The 17,203-nt window shown below is 47.0% G+C and carries 10 protein-coding genes; 5 read left to right on the top strand and 5 right to left on the bottom strand.

Annotation, left to right across the window (positions count from 1 at the left end; genetic code table 11):
- Positions 1-582: 582 nt before the first annotated feature.
- Both QUA88_RS25765 and QUA88_RS25760 read left to right on the top strand, forming a co-directional pair.
- Positions 583-1,386 (top strand): TPM domain-containing protein, encoded by an 804-nt coding sequence (locus QUA88_RS25765; protein WP_333058318.1) that lies wholly within the window; start codon positions 583-585, stop codon positions 1,384-1,386.
- A 235-nt stretch (positions 1,387-1,621) separates the two neighbouring features.
- Positions 1,622-2,245, top strand: coding sequence for a precorrin-8X methylmutase (locus tag QUA88_RS25760; RefSeq protein WP_333058319.1), 624 nt, complete (start codon positions 1,622-1,624; stop codon positions 2,243-2,245).
- A 564-nt stretch (positions 2,246-2,809) separates the two neighbouring features.
- Here QUA88_RS25760 and QUA88_RS25755 read toward each other — a convergent pair.
- The gene (locus tag QUA88_RS25755; protein ID WP_333058320.1) at positions 2,810-3,520 is read right to left on the bottom strand and encodes a phosphate ABC transporter permease; all 711 of its coding nucleotides are present in this window, start codon (positions 3,518-3,520) and stop codon (positions 2,810-2,812) included.
- Positions 3,521-3,825: 305 nt separating this feature from the next.
- On the bottom strand, positions 3,826-4,653 hold the full coding sequence (gene dapB, locus QUA88_RS25750) for a 4-hydroxy-tetrahydrodipicolinate reductase (RefSeq protein ID WP_333208486.1): 828 nt from the start codon (positions 4,651-4,653) through the stop codon (positions 3,826-3,828).
- Between the two features lie 303 nt (positions 4,654-4,956).
- Between dapB and QUA88_RS25745 the strand changes: the two genes are divergently transcribed.
- Positions 4,957-7,479, top strand: a complete 2,523-nt coding sequence (locus QUA88_RS25745; RefSeq protein ID WP_333208447.1) for an EAL domain-containing protein — start codon at positions 4,957-4,959, stop codon at positions 7,477-7,479.
- Positions 7,480-7,540: 61 nt separating this feature from the next.
- Here QUA88_RS25745 and QUA88_RS25740 read toward each other — a convergent pair whose 3' ends face one another.
- The 3 genes from QUA88_RS25740 to QUA88_RS25730 all read right to left on the bottom strand — a co-directional run bounded on the left by QUA88_RS25740 (position 7,541) and on the right by QUA88_RS25730 (position 12,960).
- Positions 7,541-9,442 (bottom strand): pseudouridine synthase, encoded by a 1,902-nt coding sequence (locus QUA88_RS25740; RefSeq protein ID WP_333208446.1) that lies wholly within the window; start codon positions 9,440-9,442, stop codon positions 7,541-7,543.
- Between the two features lie 117 nt (positions 9,443-9,559).
- On the bottom strand, positions 9,560-12,055 hold the full coding sequence (locus QUA88_RS25735) for an Ig-like domain-containing protein (RefSeq protein ID WP_333274507.1): 2,496 nt from the start codon (positions 12,053-12,055) through the stop codon (positions 9,560-9,562).
- An 11-nt stretch (positions 12,056-12,066) separates the two neighbouring features.
- Positions 12,067-12,960, bottom strand: coding sequence for a hypothetical protein (locus tag QUA88_RS25730; RefSeq protein ID WP_333274504.1), 894 nt, complete (start codon positions 12,958-12,960; stop codon positions 12,067-12,069).
- 229 nt (positions 12,961-13,189) lie between these two features.
- Here QUA88_RS25730 and QUA88_RS25725 point away from each other — a divergent pair, with 229 nt between their 5' ends.
- Complete coding sequence (locus tag QUA88_RS25725; RefSeq protein ID WP_333264567.1) at positions 13,190-14,113, top strand: transposase family protein; 924 nt, start codon at positions 13,190-13,192, stop codon at positions 14,111-14,113.
- A 1,053-nt stretch (positions 14,114-15,166) separates the two neighbouring features.
- Entirely contained in the window at positions 15,167-16,849 is a 1,683-nt protein-coding gene (locus tag QUA88_RS25720) for a tetratricopeptide repeat protein (protein ID WP_333274501.1), read from the top strand.
- The last annotated feature ends 354 nt before the right edge of the window (positions 16,850-17,203 follow it).

Below are 17,203 nucleotides of genomic sequence, written 5' to 3'. Positions count from 1 at the left end.
TGCTTTCATTAGCTTTGATTACATAATGATATTTCATTATTATTGATTGTACCTCATAACAGCGAAAACCGCTGTATTTACTGGTAGTTTTTCAACTTATGCTAAATCTTTATGAAGGTAAGTTTTTTCAGGCAGGAAAATACTTAAATAACCGATCGCACACAGGGTCTCTCTTTGTTACCATCGGCTTGAATTATTATTAATCTGAGATGTTGCACCAATATCAATAAGGGGCTTTTTTGTAGGTGGGGGCGGGTTTATTTAACCTGTCTGCACCCCTTAAAGCTTTTGGTGAACCCGCGCCTACAGGTTTTTGATTGCGGGTGCAATATCTGGGATCGATACTCACCCCGTCAGGAAATCGAGCTCTTGCTTAACGATGGTTGGCCCTGGATCGCAACTGCGCCCTCTACAGTTAATTGTCAGTCCCTTCCCTGTTCAAAACTTTCCTTCCCCGAACCCTTCCCCTTGCTCTCGGCTTCCTGTAAAGTAAATAATTGTAAAGAAATATGAGTTTTCTCTTATCCTCTGGTTAAGACCGCCAGCTAGCATTCACAATTAAGACCCGGATTATAAGTTCCTATGTCACAGCTTTTCCCGCGAAAATTTCTAGCCTCTGTTGCCGCATTTTTTCTGGCTTTGTCCGTGTGGACGATCGCACCTGCGGCCCACGCTTTCAACAACCCCGATTTGTTGCCGTCAACTCAGACGCCGATCATTGATTTAGCTAAAGCCCTCACGGATATTGAAGAACAAACTTTGGCAAAAAATTTAAAGGCATTTGAAGCCGAAACCGGCTGGAAACTGCGAGTGCTGACTCAGTACGATCGCACCCCCGGTTTGGCTGTCAAAAGCTATTGGGGGCTAGATGACAAGAGTGTGTTATTAGTTGCTGACCCGCGAGGGGGCAATTTGCTCAATTTTAATGTGGGCGACTCGCTGTATCCGCTGCTGCCGCGCACTTTTTGGGTGGAACTGCAAACCCGCTACGGTAATCAATTTTTTGTGCGGGACAATGGCGAAGATCGAGCGATTATTGAATCTTTGGAGTCCATAGAAGGCTGTTTGCGTCAGGGCGGATGCCGCGTGGTTCCCGGTTTGCCGAGGGAACAGTGGGTTCTGACGTTAATTACGTCGGTGGTTGGTGGCGTCATCTGCGGGTTTGCGGCTCAGCCTCGGAAGCCGGGACAGGTTGTGGCTTGGCAGTGGGCGCTGATTTTTTCGCCGCTGTGGGGCATTCTGTTTTTTGCTTTCGGACTGGGGCCGGTGGTGACTCGGACTTCTGACTGGTTGCCTGTGGTTCGGAATGTGTCCGGTTTTGCGATCGGAGTTTTGGTGGCATTCCTGACTCCGGTGTTGGGCAAATCTTCTTCGTCGGAAACTTAGGAATGAGAATTAAATAAAATCCACTTTTCATGTTTGTTGTGGGATGGGTGTCGGGCCCGTCCTTTCTGGGCGGGCCCGACGCCCGTCCCACAAGAAAAAAGGGAAATTATTTAATTGACGATCCTTAGTTGTCAGTTGGCAGTCAACAGTCAACAGTCAACAATCAACAGTCAACGAATGACTAAAAGCTGGTAAGCTGATACCTGACAACTCACAGGCAACAGCTATCCAACAAATGGAATGGCACGTAAGCGATGCCCAGAGTCTGGGATTAATCGATAACGAAATTGGCGACCACGGTTTTTCCGCGGCGGAGTACGAAATAGTCCGCCGCGTGATTTATGCGACTGCTGATTTTGAGTACAAGTCTTTAATTAGTTTTTCCGATCAGGCTTTGCAGGCTGGGGCGGCGGCTTTGGCTGCTCGAACTACGATTGTGGTAGATGTGCCGATGGTGCAGGTGGGCATTACGCCCTTGATCCAAAGTACCTTTGCGAATCCGGTTTACTGTTCGATGGAGGCTTTGACGCGCCCCCAAAGGGAAAGGACGCGGGCGGCTTGGGGGATTGAAACTTTGGCAAGACGCTATCCTGAAGGGATTTTTGTGGTGGGCCAGGCTCAAACTGCTTTGTCGGCGATCGTAGATTTGATTGAATCTGAGGAAATTCGGCCAGCTTTGGTGATTGGGACTCCTTCTGGGTTTGTGGGGGTTGATGTGGCTAAGTCGCGGCTGCACGATTCGATGATTCCTCACATTCGGATTGAGGGCCGCAAGGGGTCTGCGGTGGTGGCTGTGGCTATTGTTAACGGGCTGGTGGATTTGGCTTGGCAAGCTTACGGCCAAGAGGGGAACAGTTGATCGAGAAGTCAGTCGATTTTAGATTTTAGATTTTAGATTTTAGATTGACTCCACAGATGAATCTGAGAGCTTGAACTAATACTAAATTCGGGTTAGAAATCCCTTTTATAAGACTCGGCGGTTGAAACCGATCCTAGACTTGCCTTGCGTCTCTCTCTAAGAGACTAAAAAATAAAGGGGGTATTAGAGCCGGATTTGGGAGAATTCATGCTCTTTGAAGCCTCGATTTTTTTCTAGAGATACAGGAGTCATCCAAAATTTGGCAAGTTGCCGATCGCGCTTAGGAATGAGAATTAAATAACTTCCACTCTTGAAAGTGGGATGGGCGTCCCGCCCGTCCTTTTTGGACGGGCAGGACGCCCATCCCACTATAACAATTAAAATTGTAAGTTATTTAATTCGCGATCCTTAACATGAATGTGGGCTGGTTCGCCTCGATCGGAACTAAAAAAGATGAAACTGTAGGGGCAAACCTGAAGAACCGTAGGCATTACGAGCTATAAGAGTGAATTTTGTCCTAAGTTGAAATTGCGATCGCTCTTAAATTTGTGGCTACGATGAATATTAATAATCAGCGGACGATCGCCTTTTTACATCTCTGCTTGGATTAGTGCGATCGCGGTCTTTTTTCCTGCCTTTTTTAATCTGTTGGCTCATTTCTACAAACAAATCTCTGCGTAAATAAGGATAGTCGCTCACCCACACGTCACGGCTGGGAATATAAATATCTGAAACTTTGGCAATTCTGCCTAAATCTTCTTGATTTGACATAATTAACATTAAAGCAGCTTGACCGGGGACAATTCCTTGGTGATCTTTCCGCAATGGAGCTCGAAGTGTAGTAGTAAATCCCGTTTTGTCACCAACTTCTAAGTTGATTCGTGGCTCTAGGTTGTCAACTATTACGAGTTGTCCTTTTTGATTGACTGTTTCTTCTTGACTTGTGACTTCATCTGTAATATATATATCCAAAACTCGTCCTTGCCAAAAACCGCAGTATTGATATTTGCGGCATTCTGCATTCCGCAAACTCGCCCACAAAATGGGCCCCCACAGCCAGTACAAACCAGCTATCAATCCGGTGATTAAAACTAGCGGCGCGACATCGGAACCGGCGAAGTTGTAGACTACCAGGAGGAAAACTACGCTGACTGCTGAGATTAACATTCGCCTCAAAAAATCGGGCGGTTTTCCCCAGATATATTTGTATTGCGCTCCCGTGGCGACGGCGGGAATTAGTTCTTGAAAGGTTTCGCGGGTTAAGGGAATTAGCATAGGAAGTTTGGCAACGAGCAATGTACGGGATGCAACGGCTGTCTGTTCGGAAGCTGATTATATTAAGGCATTTAACAGATTTAACTGATTGATGTTGAAGTCACAAATCAGAAGTTATATCATGTGCGATCGAGTGACCGCGATTAAAAGGGCGGGTTTTTGAGATTGTCAATTATTGGCTGATATTTTTCGTGAACCCGCCCCTACCGTATTAGGGGTAATCGACCGGACATAATATTAGAAGTCAGATTAATTCCACATTACCAATGACTAATGACTAATGATTAATGACTAATGATTAATGACTACAAGATTTTTTCCAGGCCGTAAACGAGCGATCGCAATTCAAGGACTTTGCGTATAGACAGCAAGACTCCTGGCATATAACAAGCTCGATCGCTGGTATCGTGTCGTAAAGTATAAACTTGACCGGCGCCGCCAAAAATTACCTCTTGGTGGGCAATTAAACCGGGTAAACGGATGCTGTGAATGCGAATCCCTTCATCGGCCAGTGAACCTCGAGCTCCGGCTAATTTTTCGGTTTCCTCAACTTCTGGCAGATTGAAAGTTTTTCCCATCTCTGCTAACATTTGGGCAGTTTGAATTGCCGTGCCGCTGGGGGCGTCGGCTTTTTGATTGTGGTGCAGCTCGATAATTTCTACGTGTTCAAAATACTGAGATGCCGTGACGGCGGCTTGTTGGAGCAAAACCATGCCGATCGAGAAATTGGGTACGATCAAACAGCCGATGCTAGCTTTATCGGCAAATTCAGCTAATTTTTGAATTTGCTCGCTGCTCAAGCCAGTAGTGCCGACTACCGGGCGAATGCCGTAAGCTATGGCCGATCGCACGTTTTCATAAACTGACGAAGGGTGCGTAAAATCTACCATCACGCCTAACTGCTTTTCCTGAGCTGCTAATACCAGCATTCCTTGCAAGTCGTCAGTGATGGGAACTTCTAACGGGCCGCATCCGGCTAATTCGCCGGCATCGGCGTTGAGGCACTCAGGAGAGCGGTCTACAGCCCCAAATAAGGTCATATCACTAGCATGGGCGATCGCCTTAATTACTTCGCGGCCCATTTTGCCTGCTGCACCGTTAACAATCACCGGAATCGGAAGTTGATTCGCCATAATCTCAAAAATATCCTGAAAGTTCGATCGACTAAATTTTAACGCTTGTGCGAATTTGGGGAAACAAGCAATGAAAGACAGGATTTGTCGGCAAATCTTCAAAAACCCGGTTCCCATTCGAGAAATACTTTGCCTGCATCGAGTAATTAGCTTAAAGAAACTCGGTTGCGGCACAAGTTCTGAAAAAATTACATTCAATCTCATATTAAGCTCAATTCTGTAAGAACAGACTTGTGCAAAGCTAATTTGCACCGACATATTTTTTCTGTGACTGCCAAATTCTCTCGAAATCTTCGATATGTCATGTCTGTGGCAACTGGCCTCAACCTGAGTTCTCAAAACCGACGGGTGAGGATTTTGCCTGCAATGCTTGTGGGCGCGACTGTAACGCTGCTGAATATGGGAGTTCGGCAGTTGGGAGGCCTGCAAAGCTGGGAGTTGGGGAGTTTTGACTCGTTAGTGCGCTTGCAGCCAGATTCCGGCCCGGATCCGCGACTGCTGGTAGTGGAAATTTCTGAAGCCGATATTCAAGCTTTGGGGAGATTTCCGGTTTCCGACGGTGCGATCGCTCAAACCTTGACAAAACTGCAAAAGTATCAGCCAAAAGTCATCGGTTTGGATTTGTACCGGGATTTGCCTCAAGCGCCGGGACACCAAGAATTGCTGGCAGCGCTGAAAGCACCGAATGTGGTGGCGATCTATAAATTGAGCGATTCAGAAAGTCAGGGAGTGCCTGCGCCTCCGGGGATACCGCCCGATCGAGTTGGTTTTAACGACTTCGTGCTCGATCCTGATGGTGTTGTACGCCGCAATTTGCTCTCAGTCTCGCAACCAGACAAAAAGATTGCTTTATCGTTTTCTATGCAAGTGGCTTTGCTCTATCTCAAAGACAGAGTACAGCAGAAAAATAGCGCTGTTCATCCCCACCAAATCGACTGGGGAAAGGCAGAATTTGTGCCTTTAACTTCTGACAGCGGCGGCTATGCAAATATTGACACCACAGGCTACCAAATTCTGCTCAAATACCGTTCTGGTAAGGATGTGGCGCGACAAGTCAGTATCAGGCAGGTATTGAACGGGGAAATTGAACCAAGCTGGGTTAAGGACAAGATTGTGCTGATCGGGACGACGGCACCGAGTACCAGAGATTTGTTTTTGACGCCTTACAGCCCGGTTAAAAAGCAAAGTCCGAAAATGCCGGGGGTGTTGCTGCACGCGCAAATGCTCAGCCAAATATTGAGTGCGGTTTTGGATGGACGATCGCTGTTTTGGGTATGGCCGGAATGGGCGGAAATTTTGTGGAACGGTGCTTGGGCGATGGTTGGCGGGGTTGTGGCTTGGCGGATTCAGCATCCTGCGAGGGCGGGATTGGCTGGGGGTGTGGGATTGATGGCTTTGTTGGGGATTAGTTATGGAATTTTTACCCTGGGTGGTTGGATACCGTTAGTGTCGCCGACTTTGGGTTTGGTGGTGACTGGTGTGGGTGTCAGTGCTTACAGGAAGCTTTACGATGCTTTTCACGATTCTCTAACGGGTTTGCCCAACCGGGATTTGTTCGTGGATTGCGTGGGGCGGGCGATCGCCAATACTAGGGGCCGCCACAGCCATCTGTTTGCGGTGCTGTTTCTGGATTTAGACAGGTTTAAGGTGATTAATGATTCTTTGGGTCATTTGGTGGGGGATGAACTGCTGATAGCGGTGGTGCTGCGGTTGAGGGCAAGTATTGGTCGCGCGGATACTGTGGCGCGGGTGGGAGGCGATGATTTTGCGATTTTGGTGAGGAATATTGATGTTGACAGTGCTGTGGATTTGGCCGATCGAATTCACAAAGCTTTAATTGTGCCTTTTGAGTTGAATGGGCAGGAGGTGTTTGTGACTGCAAGCATCGGGATTGCCCTGGGGGGCGAACCCGCTGCTACTGTCAGGGAACAGCCGGAACACTTGCTGCGGGATGCCCACACGGCGATGTACCGGGCGAAGGCTTTGGGAACGGGAAGGTATCAGGTGTTTAATGCTTCGATGCACGCTTTGGCGGTGGAGAGGTTGCAGTTGGAGACGGATTTGCGGATTGCCCTCAAGCGTCGGGAATTTTTGCTGCACTATCAGCCGTTTGTCTCTTTGGCAAGCGGGAGGATTATTGGGTTTGAGGCTTTGGTACGCTGGCAACACCCGCTGCGGGGTTTGATTGGGCCGATCAAGTTTATTCCGGTGGCTGAGGAAACGGGGGCAATTGTGCCGCTGGGTGAGTGGGTGTTGGAGGAGGCTTGTCGGCAGTTGCGGCTGTGGGAGGAAATGTTTGGTTTCGATCGAGCTTTGATTATGAGTGTAAATTTATCTGGGAAGCAGTTTGCTCAGCCGGATTTGGTCGATCGCCTGAAGGTGATTTTGGAAACAACGGGTTTGAGTGCCGAGAGTTTGAAGTTGGAGATTACTGAGAGTGTGGTGATGGAGGATGTGGAGTCGGCGATCGCGGTTTTGAAGCAGATGAAAGCGTTAAATGTCAAGTTGGGAATTGATGATTTTGGCACTGGTTATTCGTCGTTGAGTTATTTGAGTCGGTTTCCTACGGATACTTTGAAGGTTGATAAGTCGTTTGTGGGGCGAATGGAGCTCGAAAGCGAGGGGGAGAATGTGGCGATCGTGCGGACGATTGTGGCGCTGGCTCATGCTTTGGGTATGGATGTGATTGCTGAGGGTGTGGAGACGGCGGCACAATTAGCCCGGTTGAGGTCGATCGGCTGCGAATACGGCCAAGGTTATTTTTTTGCTAAGCCGTTACCCAGCGAGGCTGCGACTGCTTTGATGGCTTCCGATCCCCAGTGGTAGTTGTGGGTTATTAGTTATTAGTTATTGTACAGATAGTGATCGTGGCCCGATCGCCCTTAGCTCAAAATGGTGTTTCTGCCTGTAAGTGCAGCTTTTCTCCCAACTGCGGATGCTCAAACGAAAGTTCCCGCGCGTGCAAGTGTAGCCGCTTCGCAGCATCCCGACATCCGTAAAGTCGATCGCCCAAAATCGGTATCCCCAACCCTCGAACATCCGCTGCATGAACCCTCAATTGATGCGTGCGTCCCGTCAGCGGCAAAAACTCGACGCGATCGCAATTTCCCTCCCTCGTCATTACCTGAAAGCGAGTAACACTGGGCTTTCCGCACTCCCAATTGACTTGCTGGTAAGGGCGATTTTCTGGATCGCCCCAAAGTGGAAGATCGATCGTCCCCGCATCTATTTTTACAGTACCCGAAAGCACCGCTTCATAAACTTTGTGAACCTGCTTTTGTGCAAATTGCTGCCTGAGTTGACTGCTAGTTTCTTTGTCCCGCGCCAATAGCAAAATCCCAGATGTTTCCCAATCTAAACGATGCACAACTGTCAAATTTAAACTATCAAGTAACAAGTTACGCAAACGACTGAAAACACTATCTTGATTTTCTAAATAACGACCTGGGACTGACAGCAACCCTGAAGGTTTATTCACCGCAATTAACCATTTGTCTTCATAGATAATCGGTAGCATTTGGGTAACGGGCAAGATGCCCGTTCCACAAGAAATATTATTGCTTGTGGGGAGTAGGGGTTGGGCTTCTAGCCCGCTCGCAACGGGCAAGATGCCCGTTCCACAAGAAATATGATGATTTGTGGGGAGTAGGGGTTGGGCTTCTAGCCCGCCCGCAACGGGCAAGATGCCCGTTCCACAAGAAATATTATTGCTTGTGGGGAGTAGGGGTTGGGCTTCTAGCCCGCCCGTCAAACCCTCATTTATATTATTAGAAACAATCGGGTTTTGAGCCAATCCTGACAGCAAAAAACCCATCAACGGCTGACACCGATCGCCACAAGCACCATAAAATTCTCCCTGAATCTTATCGCCCGATGGCGGCCCCCACCAAAACTCAGCCATTGCCAGCGGTTTCAGATTGTGTACTGCCGCGTAGTGAAGCAATTTTGGCGCGCAACAGTCGCCGGTGCCAGTGGGAATAGAATTAGTTGGCATCAATGAGGAGATCGATCGCGATTTCCCCAAAAAATTCATCAGAGTGTAAGCCGCGTGCATTTGCGTCTGAAGTTCGCGGGAAAGTTCTTTTCGTTGCTGTTTCAGCGCCCGCATCCGCCGATCTGCAGCTTCAATTAATTGTTTTAGGGGCTGCAATGTTTCATCCCGCTGTCGTTTCAATTGCCTGCGTTCACTTTTCTCCAAACGGCTTTCTTTATTCAGTTGTTCCAGGGCAATCTCTAGCGTTTCTGCTGCGAGAGTTTGACACAGTAACTGGCGTTTTTCGTCTCGCTGCTGCTTGCAATTGCGATGCCGATCGCTCAAAACTTGCACTTGCAATTCAAACTCCCGAAATAAGGCTTCATACTCTTGTCGCTGCGGGAGTTGATTGAGTGCAATCAGTTCCTGTTTCATCGCCTCCAATTGAGTTAAGGTGCGGGCTTCCTCGAAAGCCACACGATCGCGTCCCGGAATCGGCGGCACCCAGCCCTCAACAATGCTGCAACCGTTCAGCAGCCCGGAAAATGCTTTGAGTATTCCCTGTTCCCCCGAAGGCATCTCCACCAGCAATATGCCGTACATCTTGCCTTCGCGATCGTAGAAATCGTCAGCAGCAAGGTACTGCATCAAACCCCGGGCCAGATCCTCTGACATTCGAGTGCGCGGCAGTCTCAGCAGCTCGCCGCTTTGAGGACAACGGCCTTCGTACCAATAATTCGGCTGCGAGTCGATCGACTCCCGATCGCACTCGGTAAAGCAGTCCGTGAAATCTAAAAATAGAGGCTCTAGAGACAATTTTTAACCTTTTATTTCATGAGATTGGAGAAAAGCGTTATCAGTAAAGAATCAAGGATCTTTCAGGACAGCAAAACTTTTCTCATAGCTAGCTGTCCCCTACTTCCAAATAGACTGCTAGACGATAATAATTGTCTGACCAGCAGTCAAACTGGTGAAGTCATACGTTGTGCCACCAGCTATGAGTTTTTCAAACTCGGAAGTTATCATAAGTTGGTTACCTTGGGTGAAAGTCGCCGATGTGTCCCATATGCCAACGGTATAACTTCCTGGCGTTAATTCTAGTGTGTCATTACCGTTTCCGCCATAAAAATCACCACTACCAAAACCCTTGATATAGTCTTCGCCCTCTCCTAAAAACACACTTCCACTGCTATTCAAGCCTGACTCAAAGCCTTCATGAGCAATGATGGAGTCGTTACCATCACCAGTATTAATGTTACCGCCGTTGTTATAAATGCCATATCCGGTACCAGTACCATCAACGCCTCCGTCAACAAAGATAAAGTCATCACCATTGCCAGTATCAATGACACCCTCGTTGTAAATGCCGCCAGTGCTAGTGATTGTGTCGTTACCATCTCCTAAAAACACCCCACCCATGTTAATAAGCGTTCCTTCCCCATTATCTCCATTAAGGCGATCGTCTCCTGGTGTCCCTGTTAGTTCATCTGTCACATTACTGCCGTCCAGGTCAACGCCGACTTCAACAACAACTGAAGCCGTAGCTGTAGCAGTTCCATCGCTAATCGTATAAGTGAAACTGTCACTGCCGCTAAAGGTCGCTAAAGGAGTGTAAACTAATCGATCGTCAGTAAGGTTATCAGGCGTACCGCGATTATCCAGAACAATGTTACCTCCTTCCGTAGAAACGCCGTCAAATGCTTCTACGGTTATGACATCTCCATTAGGGTCACTGTCGTTAGCTAAAACATTTATACTAACAGCGATGTTCTGGTTCGTTGTGATCTTGTCATTTACCGCTGTGGGAGGAGTATTCACAGGCTCTGGCGGTAAATTGATGATGTTGAGCAAGATGCTCACCAAGTCCTCATTCGTCGTGGTCTTAAGGAAGTCGCCTCCGGTGGTGTCTGCTATATCCTCAAGGGCAGACGTATCAACACCATTAGGGCCAGTGAATATTGTAAATATTTGAACTTGTGCAGTCGTCGGGTCAGGAGTGATGGGATCGTCGGATGGCACATATGGGAAAGGGGGATTAGCGTTGGGGTCACCTGGGTTACTTCGTTGTTGTGTACCGTTCGAGCCGTCATCTCCGAATGCCAGGCTAAAGGTATCGACTGAGCCGCCCGATCCCGCCAGGGAGGAACGCCCTGCTATCGTGGCTCCAATACTACTAGCAAGGGCGTTCACTTGATCGGCTAGGGCACCGTCTTTCGCTGCCGCGTCTGTAAATAGAGCGATCCGAAGCACGCCTGCGCCAAACCTCCATTCCCCCATAGACCCGTCTAGCGCAACACGAAGCCCGTCAAAGGCTGTCTCCGGGGCGTCGCCGCCACCGCTTACAGTGATGCCATTTATTGCTGCAATTGCGGCGGATTTTCTGGCTGCAAAGTCATCTTGATCTGTAAATGGGAGAATAACCGCTGACGGTTGCCCAAGCATAGTGTCCTTATACCCGACTATCCCAATGCGACCATCGTTATTGCCGCCAGCGAATACTGCATCAATAAGTGAAGATGCCTGCGCTTTCACTCTTCCTATCGATGAACCCATGCTGCCTGTAGTGTCGATCACAAGAGCGAAATCGGTTTGGAAGGTAAGACCACCCTGTGCAAGTTTGTATGTCTGACCGCCGTCAAACTGCACGAATTCGACGTTTTTCAGCGTATCTGAACCAGCGTCCTTTGCACCACGCGCATGGCGAACTGACCAAGAACCGTCTGAATTTTTCTGGATGTCGTAGTCAAGTGGCGTCCCAAAATAAACTCCGGTGTCTGTGTCTGTACTAAAGCCTCCGTTCAACTCATCATCCCCGCCAGCGCCGAACAAAAAGTCATTGCCGTCACCAGACCGAAGAATGTTGGGGGATGACCCTCCGATCAGCAGGTCGTTCGACATACCGAGTGCGGCCGAACTCATGTCAGCGTCCTCACTTCTGGCGGCATCGATCGCTGCACCATTCGTATACTCATAATTGAGTTTATGAAGGGTTCCTTTACGGTCGTATGCAAGGTAAGAAACCTGTTCGGGAAGACCAAGCTCCTTGTAAATCTGATTTACAAACTTAACATTATCTCCTTTGTAATCTAAGGGCGTCACATTATCTAGTCTTCCGGTCAGCGCATGACCAAGCTCGTGCACTAAACCCGTGACTAACGTATCTTTTACGGCTTTGCCAGTCGGATTGATGTAACTTGCATTGTTCAACTGTGCCAAATCAATTTCCAGTCTGCCATTACCACCACCAGCCTGAAACTGGCCCGACAGGAATTGTATGTCTATTATGTTCCCGCCATTAATCCAATTGTCGAACATAGTCTTAGCTGTGGACGAACCGTCGTATGCTGTCTGCAAAGCGGCAAGGATCTGTGCCTCTTCGGCGGCACTAAAACCCGTGAACGTCGTCTTTTGAGAAAATGTCCAAGCCATAATTTTTCTCCTTAGCGAAGCTGGTTAATTCGGTATCGATCGAGGGTGAATAGGTCTTTCAGATCGAGAACGCTTTCGTAGCGGATCTCAGTCGTTTCTGATGTGAAAAATTGGTCAACGAGAGCCTTGGTAAGATCGGTATATCCGCTCGCTCCCCGCGTAACGGCGGAGTTAAGAGCGGGGTCCAGCCACGTGTAGAAAGGACCGCGTTGTCCCGACGCATAGCGAAACAGCCAAAGAATGTCTGGTGGCAAACGCTTTGAAATACTGGCTTCGGCGGCAGGCCGGGCTTCTGAAGACGGTGCAAGCAGCACAGAGTCGGTGTAATCTTGTATAAATTGCCTGAAGATGCCGTCATCAATCGGAACCAGAGGATTGGTGGGCGAGCCGCGTATGCCCGACATCAGTGCTTGATCGAGCAGAAACTGTCGTTCGTTCCACAGGAACACCGCACGCACAACGATCGTGGGCGAACGGCTGAACGTGAGTTTTACCCAAGGACTATCCAAATGCCTGGTACCACTAGATTGTGTAGGCTCTAAGTTGAACGGTCCTACGATTGGCGCACCCGTGTATGTGACTAGCGGACGGTAAACAAAAAAAAGTTTGACTTCTGGAGAACTTTTCAAATCCCCCTGGCATTGCGCTATTTCGTCAATCTTGGCAGAAACCTGTTGGGAAAGGATAGTTACATAGTTTTTGAAAGGTGAATCCCGCAAAGTATCAATGGACGTGCCAGAAAGCCCCTTCACGCCCGTTTCGTCGATACTCTGAATTGAAGTTTGCACTTTTGGGCAGTTCTGCTGAGAGTAAGTGCTTTTGATAGCAAGTACGTTGATTAGTAACGAGGCAATAAATATTATGGCGATCGTCTTGTAAGATCGAATTCTTAAATTGACTGGCATAATGAAACTGTTCCCTCAACTTTATTTTCCAAATCAACGTCTAACACCAATTAATTTTGATGTTTGCCAAACCAACTCCTTTTAGCTCTTTGAAAAAAAGAAGTGTTGCAATAAAATAAATTAATTTATCGATTTATTTGTTTTTAGGCGTTGCTTAATCAGGAGACATCTCCAAAATAGTAACATTATGTGGTAAAAGAACATAAGAGACCTTTTTTTACACAGAAAGATGAGCGACATCCTGAATCATATTGAAGAAAATCCTAAACAAACACAGCGATTAATTGGTCTGGCCTATGAAGAGTTACAACAATTGCTCCAAAATGCCGAAGGATTACATCATGAAAAACAAGCTTTACTAGAAGCAAAGAAAGTGAGAATTATTGCTGGAGGAGGAGGTCGGAAACCGAAACTATCTCTTCCCGAACAAATAATTTTAACCTTAGTCTATCTGAGGCATATGACAACATTTCAACTTCTGGGCATCCAGTTTGGAGTAAGTGAGTCTACAGCTAATGATACATTTAACTATTGGTTGCCGCACCTGCGAGAACTGCTACCATCTAGCTTGCTGGAACAAGTAAAAAAAAACGCTGCTGACCATGCAATAGTTAAGGAAATACTCACAGAATATGAATTAATAGTAGATACCTACGAACAAGTCAGAGAGAGACCTGGAGATAAGGATGAACAAGAAAAATACTTTTCAGGCAAGAAGAGTAATCATACATTCAAAAGTCAAATAATTATCATGCCAGATGGTAGAGATATAGTTGATGTTGTGGCAGGGGAACCTGGACCTAAAAGCGATATAACCTTATTCCGGGAATATCGCTCGGAGTTTGACCCTCAACAGAGATTTAAGGGAGATAAAGCTTACGTTGGAGAAGATTTAATAACAACTCCCATTAAAAAACCCAGAAATCGAGAATTAACAACTGAACAAAAAGAACAAAACAAAGCATTTTCGGCTAAAAGAATCTTTGTTGAACATCGAATTCGCTCGCTCAAAATATTTCGAGTTGTACAAGAAAGATTTAGGTTGAATCCCCAAAAATATGAGCAAGTAATTTTAACGATTTGTGGAATAGTAAGGTTGCGAATTGGAGCTTTAATATTACCATTAGGAAAAGCGGTGAAAGCGTCAGATTAAAATTAACACAGTTCACTCAATATTTTGGCATAATTATCAACAATAAATATCTCAAAGTCTTGTTTTATCGTACACACTAGCTAATTTACGAGGATTACATTTACGTCCTAGAACTTAACTACACAGAGGCTTTGATTGTTTTCGGAGATGTCTAGGGTATAAAAAAAATAAGTTTAACATCCAGAAGCTTTGTGGATACTGGTTTCTATGACTGGCATATTTAGCCTTTCATACCGTAAATCAGCAACGCCGTTTTTATTGCGTAATATCTAGCAACTACTAGTCATTGCCATCCTGAGCAACTCGATAAGCAAGCTCAAGGATACCTCTTATCTAATAAGATGTATAGCCGTTGTAATAAAAGTTAACACACTGCCTTCTTGGGAGCATCCCATTTTTGCTTTCATATCATGGAGGGTTGCATCAAAATAATATATTTGGATGATATAGCGAGCGAGCGTCTCGCTCGCTATTACAAGTTTCCGACACTCGTAGTGGAGAGATCAAAATTTTAGACTCTGGTTCAAGCTCCTAGATTCATCTGTGGAGCCAATCGATTTTAGATTTTAGATTTTAGATTTTAGATTTAAGCATTGACCCCACGGATAAATTCGGGGGCTCCTTTATCGGATACAGGTTTTTTATTTCTGGACGGATGAATCCGGGGGCTTGTATCCTGGATGCTTTCGGTCAATCGAAAATCGAAAATCGAAAATCGACTGACCGTATTTTACAGCGGTATACGCAAAGCGGGAGCGGTGCATAATTTTATACATTACAGTTAAGTAAACATAATTTGTGGCAGCAGACCTGATATGCTAAGTTCGTCTCAAAACAGCAGCGAGTTAAGAAAAGCATAAGTTAATATATAGCTCTTCTCAGGTAGATGAGGTATGACTGATAATTGGTAATTGGAGTTGTTAGGCACTTATCTCACTTACTGCATAAGCACGATCGGAGGGCTAAAGCCCAACTACGTACCTCACTTACTTGAGAACCGCTATATAAGACCGCAAGCTTGTTATCCCACTAAATTTTTTATGTGCAAGGCGTATGCCAGACCTCTCGACTCCGGCTACAGAAAACTCCTCAAACCCCCAGCCAGCTATGCTGCCGCCGATTTTAAGAATTTTTGCAGCATTTCCAGATTACGATCGGGGCAATAGATTGTACGCATCGGGAAGGTACGAAGCGGCAGTCCTTTGCTACGGAAAAGCGGTTCAAATTAAGCCGGACTGGGCCCGGGCGTGGCTGAATCTGGGCAAAGCTTACAAACAACTGCACTCCTACGCAGAAACCGTAGCCTGCGCCGATCGAGCTACAGCAATTAATCCCGAAGAATACTGGGCTTGGATGCTGCGCGGCACAGGGCTGTTAAGTTTGCAAAATCACTCAGAAGCGATCGCGGCTTTCGACACGGCAATTCAAATCAATTCAGAAAAGCACGAAGCTTGGTATCAGCGAGGCAGAGTTTTAGAGGAATTGCAGCAGTGGGATGCAGCCGCAACCTGTTACAAAAGAGCCACCCAACTTCATCCGAATTTGCCCGCCATGTGGTATCGGCAAGGCAACGTGTTGGTTCAAGCGGATCGCTATCCTGAAGCCGTGGCGGCTTTTGAGCGCGCGCTGAAACTCGTCCCGACTAACTGGGAAGCTTGGCTGAACCGAGGTTTGGCTTTGATGAAAACCGAACGCTACGCTGAAGCTGTAACTTCTTACGATCGCGCCATTCAACTGCAACCGCAAAATAGTCTGGCTTGGTTCAATCGGGGCATTGCTTCAGCAAAATTGCACAAATACGCAGAAGCGGTGACAGCTTACGATCGCGTACTGCAAATGCAGCCCAACGACTGCGAAGCTTGGTTTTATAAAGGAATGGCCCTCAAACACCAGTGGGCCGATGCGGCAATTGCTTGTTTCGATCGGGCAATTCAAATTAATTCTTTGTATCCCGAAGCATGGATCGGGCGCGGTCAAACACTGTCAGAATCGAGAGATTTTGAAGGGGCGATCGCTGCTTTTGACCAAGCCATTCAAATTAATCCGAATTTTCCCGAAGCTTGGCTGGGTAGAGGCATGGCGCTAGCAGGATTGGAACGCTACAAAGAGGCAATTATCGCTTACAGTAATGCCCTACAAATTGAAGGTAACTTTCTAGAAGCTTGGAACTTGCGAGGCGAAGCTTTGGAAAAATTGCAGCAATACGAAGAAGCGATAGCCTGTTTTGATAAAGTAATCTCTCTGACTTCAGAAGCAGAAATTACATCAAAAGTAGGGTTGCAGCAAGGCGCAGCGCTGGAAAAATTGCAGCGTTACGAAGAAGCCGTCGCAGCTTACAATCGCGTAATTAAAATCGTGCCCGACAATTTTGAAGCTTGGTTGAAACGCGGCAACGCTTTGTCAAAATTGCAGCAGTACGAACAAGCTCTAGCATCATACGATCGAGCAATTACTGTCTGGCCGGACAACTATCAAGGCTGGGTGCAGCGAGGTCTGATCCTAGGGGAAATGCAGAAGTATTCCCAAGCACTCGTCGCTTTTGACCAAGTGATTCAACTCAAGCCAGACAACTGGGAAGCTTGGGCGCAGCGGGGCGACGTTTTGCAAAAATTGCAGCGAACTCAAGATGCCATTAGCTCTTACGGAGTCGCCCTCGAAATCAAACCCGATTACTACGAAGCTCTAGTTAGTCGAGAAGAATTGAGACTTAAGGGTACGATGTCAGGAAAGTGGTGAGGAATGAGAATTAAATAACTTACAATGCGTGATGGTTCTTGTGGGATGGGCGTCCCGCCCGCCCTTTCTGGACGGGCGGGACGCCCATCCCACAATAACAATTAAAATTGTAAGTTATTTAATTCGCGATCCTTAATATCATGTCCGATAGATTGACCATAATATCCGGGCAGGGCGGGTTTTTGAGATTGTTAATTATTGGCAGATATTGTTGGTGAACCCGCCCCTACCTGATACCATTTCTCTAAAATCGTGCAACACTCTTCGACCCCCCCTAGCCCCCCCGCTGCATTGCGGGGGGAACAAGAATACTGTTGCATTCTTTTTTAAAATTGGTATGATTTGGGGTCATCG

The sequence above is a fragment of the Microcoleus sp. D3_18_C2 genome (assembly GCF_036702395.1).
GTDB lineage: Bacteria > Cyanobacteriota > Cyanobacteriia > Cyanobacteriales > Microcoleaceae > Microcoleus.
The sequence above is the reverse complement of the archived record's forward strand: the minus strand, read 5'-3'. Positions and strand labels throughout refer to the sequence as shown.